Source organism: Streptomyces sp. NPDC044704, assembly GCF_056433525.1.
Genome location: NZ_JBWKGY010000039.1, coordinates 22,851 through 30,208, shown reverse-complemented (window position 1 = coordinate 30,208; position 7,358 = coordinate 22,851). Strand labels below are relative to the sequence as shown.

The window sequence follows — 7,358 nt, the reverse complement described above, 5'->3', positions numbered from 1 at the left end:
TACGCGGGCTTCCGCCCGGCGCACCGAGAGCACGCACCAGACGCCGCAGGGCCGCCCTCCGGGCGACGACGGGAGTTTGACGACAGGCCCTAGGGAGGGTCGTCGGAGCCGGGCCGGCTTCGACGACCCTTCCTAGGAAGCCCGTTCCGGCAGGACGATCCGCTGCTCGCCCGCGTACACGTTCATGTCCCGGCCGCGCAGGAAGCCGACCAGGGTCAGCCCCGACTCCACCGCCAGGTCCACCGCCAGCGACGACGGCGCCGAGACCGCCGCCAGCACGGGTATCCCGGCCATGACCGCCTTCTGCGCCAGCTCGAAGGAGGCCCGGCCCGAGACCAGCAGCACCGCACCGGTCAGCGGCAGGCCGCCCGCCCGCAACGCCCGCCCGACGATCTTGTCGACGGCGTTGTGCCGCCCGACGTCCTCCCGCAGGTCGAGCAGCTCGCCCTGCGCCGAGAACAGCCCGGCCGCGTGCAGCCCGCCGGTCCGGTCGAACACCTTCTGCGCCGCCCGCAGCCGGTCCGGCAGCTCGGACAGGAGCTCCGGGGTGACCCGTACGGGATCGGAGGCGATCCCCGGGAACCGGCTCGCGGTGCGCACCGCGTCCAGGCTGGCCTTCCCGCACAGTCCGCACGAGGAGGTCGTGTAGACGTTCCGTTCCAGCGTGATGTCCGGCAGCGGCACTCCCGCGGCCAGCTGCACGTTGACGACGTTGTAGGTGTTGGAACCGTCCTCGGTGGCGCCCTCGCAGTAGGTGACGGCCCGGACGTCCGCGGTGTGCGCGATCACGCCCTCGCTCACCAGGAATCCCACGGCGAGCGCGAAGTCGTCGCCCGGCGTGCGCATCGTGATGGCCAGCGGTTTCCCGTTCAGCCGGATCTCCAGCGGCTCCTCGGCGACCAGGGTGTCGGGGCGGACCCCCACCACCCCGTCCCGGATCCGGACGACGCGGCGCCGCTCGGTGACCCGTCCCATGGCGATCAGCCCACCCGTTCTGTCCTCGTCGTGCACCTGACGAGGACATTCTCGCGGATCTGCGGCCAACGGCGTCCCCGGCAGGAAGTTGCTCGGAATTCTCCAAACATAGGTGTCGGAATCCTGTCGGGTCACGCGCACCCGTACCCACCGGTAGCAGGCGAAGCTGGGAAATCCTGACTTCCGTACAGAGGGGGACCCCGCCCATGACCGGTTCACGCGTGGTGGCGCTAGGGCACTACCAGCCCGCGAAAGTGCTCACCAACGAGGACCTCGCGGCCATGGTCGACACGAACGACGAGTGGATCCGGTCCCGGGTCGGCATCCGGACCCGGCACGTCGCGGGGCCCGAGGAACCGGTGGACGAGCTGGCCTACCAGGCCGCCGGCAAGGCCCTCGCGAACGCCGGACTGACCCCCGACGACATCGACCTCGTGCTGGTGGCCACCTCCACCGCCATCGACCGCTCGCCCAACATGGCCGCCCGCGTCGCGGCCAAGCTGGGCATGGGCGGCGGCCCGGCCGTCATGGACATCAACGTCGTCTGCTCGGGCTTCACGCACGCCCTGGCCACCGCCGACCACGCGATCCGGGCCGGCTCCGCCACCCGCGCCCTGGTCATCGGCTCCGACAAGATGACCGAGATCACCGACTACAGCGACCGCACCACCTGCGTGCTCACCGGCGACGGCGCCGGCGCGGCCGTGGTCGAGGCCAGCGCGGAGCCGGGCATCGGGCCCGTCCTGTGGGGTTCGGTCCCGGAGATGGGTCACGCCGTCCGCATCGAGGGCACGCCCCCCGTCTTCGCGCAGGAGGGCCAGTCCGTCTACCGCTGGACCACCAGCCAGCTCCCGCCGCTGGCCCGCAAGGTCTGCGAGAAGGCCGGGGTCACCCCCGAGCAGCTGGCCGGCGTCGTCCTCCACCAGGCGAACCTGCGGATCATCGAACCCCTCGCGGCCCGGATCGGCGCCGTCAACGCCGTCGTGGCCCGTGACGTCGTGGACTCCGGCAACACTTCGGCGGCCAGCATCCCGATCGCCCTCTCGAAACTCGTCGAGCGCGGTGAGATCCCCTCCGGCGCCCCCGTCCTGCTGTTCGGCTTCGGCGGCAACCTCTCCTACGCCGGCCAGGTCATCCACTGCCCGTAACGCCGGGCCGCCCGCACCCCCCGGTGCCGGGCCCGTACGTCCTCCCCACCTTGCGAGACGGCCCGTCTCGCAAGAGGGTGTCGCGCATGCGTGCAGGTCAGCGCGGCGTGGCGGAGCGTGGCCGGTCGGATATGTGGTCGGAACCCCGCCGATCCTTTGCTATTGTTGTCCATGTCGCCGCGGGAAACCGGGGCCGACCACCTGGTCCGGGTGGCGGAATGGCAGACGCGCTAGCTTGAGGTGCTAGTGCCCTTTATCGGGCGTGGGGGTTCAAGTCCCCCCTCGGACACCAGCAAGAGCCCCACACATCGTGTGGGGCTCTTCTCGTTGTGTCCGCCCCCCGTCACATGCGCAGGACCACCAGGCCGTCGGGGGACGGCAGGGTGCCCGGGGCGACCTGGGTGAAGGTGCGGGGGAGCGAGAGGCGCGGGCCGTCCGGGTCGGGCGCGTCGAACAGGTACGCCGTCGCCGCCGCGGGGTCGCTGACCAAGTGGGGGCCGTCCGGCGCGCTGCACGTGATGCGGGTCAGCGGGGTGCGGAAGAGCCGGCCGAGGTGGCGCAGCGTCTCCGGGGTCATCCGGGTCGACGCCTGCGCGGCGCCCGCCGCCCCGGGGCCGCCCGGGGCATCGGCCAGAGGAACGGTCAGCGGATCGGCCGGGGCGTCGGCCGGCGGGGGGTCCGGGGGGATCGCGCCGGACAGGAGCAGGGCCAGGAGCACCGGGACGGCCTTGCGGCGCAGCGCCTCCGTCGCGGAGCGCAGTCGGTGGGCGTGGGCGGCGGGCAGGGACAGGGCGAGGCTGCCGGCGGCGTCGCCCGTCGCGATCGGGACCGCCGAGCAGACGACCCCGGGGGAGTACTCGCGCAGGTCGAAGACGGGGGCACCCGGTGCGACCGCGTCGAGGGCACTGAACAGGACCCGGCTGTCGGTGATCGTGCGCGGGGTGAGGCGGGCCGGGCGGTGGCGGGCCACGTGGTCGGCGCGGCCGTCGCGGTCGAGCTGCGTCAGCAGGCACTTGCCGACCGCGCTGGCGTGCGCGGCCGCGCGGAAGTCCACCCACTCCCGCACCGGCGGAGTCCCCGGCCCGTCCGCCATCTGCGTGATCCGGACCTCGCCCTCTGCGTACCGGCTCAGGTAGACGGCGGCGCCCGCGCTGTCGCGCGCCAGGGCCAGGGTGCGCTGGAGCTGCCCCGCCAGGCCGTGGCCGCCGGGGGCGGCGAGCCGGTCCAGGGCCGGGCCGCGCCCGTAGACCCCCGCACCCGGGCGGTACGCGTACTCCTCCTCGCACAGCATGGCCAGCAGCGGGCCGAGCTCCACCTCGGACAGGCCCGTCTCCCGGCGCAGCCGGCCGACCCGCACGCCCAGCGGATGGCGCTCCAGGACCCGTACGACGGCCAGCGCGCGGTGGGCCTGGGCCATGGCCTCGCCCGTGCCGGCCGGGGCGGACCGCGGGGTCCGGGGGGCGGTCCCCAGCGCGGCCGGCGCCGGCGCGGGTCGGGGCGGGGCGGGCAGCGGGGCCGGCGGCAGGAACGCGGCCAGTACCGCGGTCAGCCCCGGCCTCGGCAGCGGCACCGGGCCCAGGTCGGGATCGTCCAGCTGGTCGACGTAGCGCAGGACGGCGGCCTGGGCGCACAGCCGTACCTCGCGCAGCTCGCGGCGACCGCTCGGGCGGAAACCCCGCAGGCACAGCTCGCGCGCCCAGACCCGGGCGTCGTGGTGCTCGCCGCGCCGGGAGTGGTCGAGGAAGAGGCAGTACGCGGCGGGTGCGGTGCGCGCGCCACCGGATCCGGCCGCGAACTGCCACCAGAAACGGGAGCCCTCGCGCAGTCCGGCGAGGTGCAGCAGGCAGCCGAAGACGACCGCCCCCGGCAGGTCGGCGTGGCCGCCGTCGAGGAAACGGCCGAGGTCGTGCTCCGCGCGCGGGTCGCAGACGACGGCGAGGCAGGCGGCCTTCAGGTCGCGGCGGGCCCGTTCGGCGTCGAGCGGACAGTCCCGGGCGGGATCGCTCCAGCCGAAGGGGCGGCGCCGGGTCCGGCCGCCGGCGGCCGCGGCCACGCCGGGGACGAGCGGGGCGCGCAGCAGCCGGGCCTCGGCCGCGCCGAGGTCGTAGTGCGGATAGCGGTCGCGGACGCCCGCCCGGGCCAGGAACTCGGCCAGCGCGCGCGGGCTGCCGTCGCCGTCACGGCCCTCGGGCGGCCTCATGATTCGGCGGACGCGTCGAGCAGCCGGGCCAGCCGCCGGTGCGCCTGGCCGAGCTGCGAGCGGACCGTGGCCTCGTCGACGCCCATCACGGCGGCGGCCTCTCCGGGGGTGCACTGGAGTCCGTAGCGCAGCATCACGGTGTCCCGCTGCCGCTCCGCGAGCCGGGAGACGGCGGAGTAGAAGCGGATGGTGTCGGTCAGTACCTCGTACTGGTCGGCGTGCGCTTCCTTGAGGGCGGCCTCGAAGGCGCTGATGTCCATCGGTTCGGGCCGGCTGCGGCGGGGGTCGCGACGGCGCTGCCAGTCCACGAGACGCTGCTTGAGGACGGTCCAGGCGTACGCGTCGAGGCGGTCCATGTGCAGCATGCGGAGCCACTCGTTCATGATCGAGTCGAAGGCGGCGTCGACGGCGTCCTCGGCGGCCGCGTCGGAGCCGAGCTGAAGGTACGCGAAGCGCATGTACGCCGGCCGCCGGTTCGCGTGGAAGGCCCAGTACGACAGGCGCGCGGTCGGATCCCACTGGCTCATCGGCGTCGGCTGCCGGCGCCGGCTCGGCAGTCCCACGGCCCCACCGGACTCCTCCGGTCCGCCATCGTTCACCGTTCCCCACCTCATCCCCTGGTGCGGGGGCCATCAGATCAGCGCGGGCGCACTCGGAGGGCGCAGAGAAGAAACCTGGAAATATTACGTTCGGTGATGATCGGTTCATGACCGATGTCGACCGGGCAGCGGCCTGGCCAGCGCGTATGCATATGCCGCTGTGTGCGTCGCCCGGGGTGCAACGCGCACGGCGTGTGACCATCCCATGATTCACTCGTTCGTCTGACCGTGGCCACATCACAGCGATTCGGCTCCACCGCCGTGGAACGAGCAGAGGCGGTGCTCGTCGAGCACTACCCCCACCTGATCCGCCTCGCGTACGTCACCCTCCCCGGCTCCCTGGGACGGCACTCCCGCGTCCTGCTGGCGCACCGGGCCGTGCAACGGGCCCTGCCCCGCGCGGGCGGCGGCCCCGACCCGGGCGGCCCCGGCGGCCCCGACAGCCCGGGCGGCCCCCTCGGGGGCGTACGCATCCGGGTACTGCGGGCCGCCCTCGCCCCCGCCGGACGGGCCCGCGCCCTGTCGGCCCGGATCGGCACGCCACCCGCACCCCCCTTCGTCTGGGGCCTGCGGCTGTGGCCCCCGGCCGGCGGGATCGACGAGGTGGCCCGGCTGCTGGAGGGCGCGCCCGGCGCGGTCCGGGCCGCCTTCGTCCTGCACCGGCTGGACGGACTGCCCGAGGAGGCCGTCGTCCGGCTGCTCGGCGCGGCCGGAGCCGCCGATCCGGCCGACGCGGTGCGCGAAGCCCTGGCCCGGCCCGTCGACGAAACGCTCCTGCGTGCCCTGCGCACGCCGGAGCACGACGCCAGCGTGATCAGCACCCGGCCCACCGACCTGCTGCGCCGCCGCCGCAGGGTCCGCGCAGGGTGGGCCGCCGCCGCGGCGGCGGTGGCCCTGACCGGCGGGCTCCTCGTCGCCGACGGATCCCCGGCCGGAACCCCGGCGACGCCCGCCGCGGGGCCGGTCGCCGCCGGGGTGCTCGACCCCGCGCGGCTGGTCCGGGTCCCCGCCGAGGCCTGGGCCGACACCGCCCGGGTGGACTTCACCGCGTGGCCCGCCCGCGGCGCCCGCACCGCCGACCGGTCCCTCCTCGCCCGGGCGCTCGGCGCCTGGGCGGCGCGGCCCGGCGGAGTCTCCGTCACCGCCGCCCCCGGAACGGCCACCGACCCGCCGGCCCACCCGCCCCAGCTGCTGTACGCCGGAAACGTCCAGGGCGCGGCCGGCGCGGCGGACGGGCGGGCCCCGGCCGACGCGTCCCGGGCCGTGGTGCTGCTCCTCGACGGCGACCGGGTCGTCCGCTACACCGAAGCCGCGGCCGGCCCCCGCGGCCGGACCCTCGACTTCGCCCGCACCGACGAGGCCGGAGTCACCACCGCGGCCGCCCTCGCCCTCGGCCGCCCGGCGGACGGGCGGCCCGCGCGCTACCTCCTGGCCCCCTGGATCGCCCGGGCCGGCACCCGCGACCTGCTCCGCCCCGGGGACGACGCCACCGCGCTGGCCGTCGGCGCCGACGGGGTCACGGCCCCGGCCGCGGTGCCCCGTACCACCGGGGCCTGCGACGCCTGGCCCGTACTCGAACTGACCTCCTCCGCCCGCATCGTGGAGAAGCACTCCTTCGTCCTCGCCGACCTGGGCGCGCCGACGCCCGTCCACCTGACGCACACCCCGCTCCCCGACGGCCCGGGCGCCGTCCCCGCCCGCCAGCCGCGCGAGGCCACCGGCCCGGCCGCCCGTGCCGCCTGGGCGCCCGTCGCCTGCCGGCTGCGGGACCTGCGCGGCGGGGGCGTACGCGCCGTCAACGTCTGGGACTTCGCCGCCTCCGACCTCCCCGACGGCGCCGGGCGGGCGGTGTGGACCTGTACCCGCGCCTCCGGCTGGGCCGGGCCGGGCGACGTCCTGGTCCAGCTGCGCCTGCCCGCCGGACCACCGCAGGACGTGACCCGGGCCCGGTCCACCGCCGCCTGCGGACGCTTCGGCCAGCACCTCCTCGCCGGCACCCGCTGGCGGTCCCCGGCGGGCCGCTGGTACCTCCTCGCCGCCGGGAGCCGCGAGGTCGCGGCCGTCACCGCGACCGGCGCGGTCCGCGCGGAGGCGAACGGCCGCACCCTGACCGCCCCCGCCGGACCCGAGGGCGCCCCGGTCGCCCTGACGGCCCGGCTCGCGAGCGGCGCCCGGATCACCGCCCTCGACGGCGCGGGCGGCGGCCGCGACTGACAGGGGGCCGCGGGCCGGGGCGGCGCACGGCCGGGACGCGCCGCCACGGCGGTGTCCGCGCGCCGGACACCGGTCGGGGGCCTCGTCCGCCGCCTGTAGCATGGGCCCATCGCGAGGGCCGTGACGGAGAGGTCACTGCCCTCGCTTTTGCGTTACTCCACCCCCGCACAAATGCGGCGCGTGCCGTTTGGGCGGTTCGATACGATGAACCGCATCACGATC

Annotated in this window: 4 protein-coding genes, 1 tRNA gene and 1 pseudogene; 3 read left to right on the top strand and 3 right to left on the bottom strand. The window is 75.8% G+C overall.

The features are described from left to right. Positions 1–132 precede the first annotated feature (132 nt). Positions 133–975 carry a formate dehydrogenase accessory sulfurtransferase FdhD gene (gene fdhD, locus AC07B0_RS40005; protein WP_478900561.1) on the bottom strand — a complete coding sequence of 281 codons (843 nt, stop codon included), beginning with the start codon at positions 973–975 and terminating at the stop codon, positions 133–135. Between the two features lie 206 nt (positions 976–1,181). Here fdhD and AC07B0_RS40000 point away from each other — a divergent pair, with 206 nt between their 5' ends. After that, positions 1,182–2,123 (top strand): beta-ketoacyl-ACP synthase III, encoded by a 942-nt coding sequence (locus AC07B0_RS40000; protein WP_356877928.1) that lies wholly within the window; start codon positions 1,182–1,184, stop codon positions 2,121–2,123. Between the two features lie 204 nt (positions 2,124–2,327). Further along, positions 2,328–2,415 (top strand) — tRNA-Leu (locus AC07B0_RS39995). A 405-nt stretch (positions 2,416–2,820) separates the two neighbouring features. On the opposite strand, the pseudogene AC07B0_RS39990 reads toward AC07B0_RS39995, so the two are convergent. Together AC07B0_RS39990 and AC07B0_RS39985 are read right to left on the bottom strand one after the other, a co-directional pair. Continuing rightward, positions 2,821–3,540 (bottom strand): annotated as a pseudogene (locus AC07B0_RS39990) (IclR family transcriptional regulator domain-containing protein); the annotation flags it as partial. Between the two features lie 779 nt (positions 3,541–4,319). After that, entirely contained in the window at positions 4,320–4,922 is a 603-nt protein-coding gene (locus AC07B0_RS39985) for a sigma-70 family RNA polymerase sigma factor (RefSeq protein ID WP_356877929.1), read from the bottom strand. Between the two features lie 261 nt (positions 4,923–5,183). Between AC07B0_RS39985 and AC07B0_RS39980 the strand changes: the two genes are divergently transcribed. After that, the gene (locus AC07B0_RS39980; protein WP_478900560.1) at positions 5,184–7,136 is read left to right on the top strand and encodes a hypothetical protein; all 1,953 of its coding nucleotides are present in this window, start codon (positions 5,184–5,186) and stop codon (positions 7,134–7,136) included. Positions 7,137–7,358: the final 222 nt, after the last annotated feature.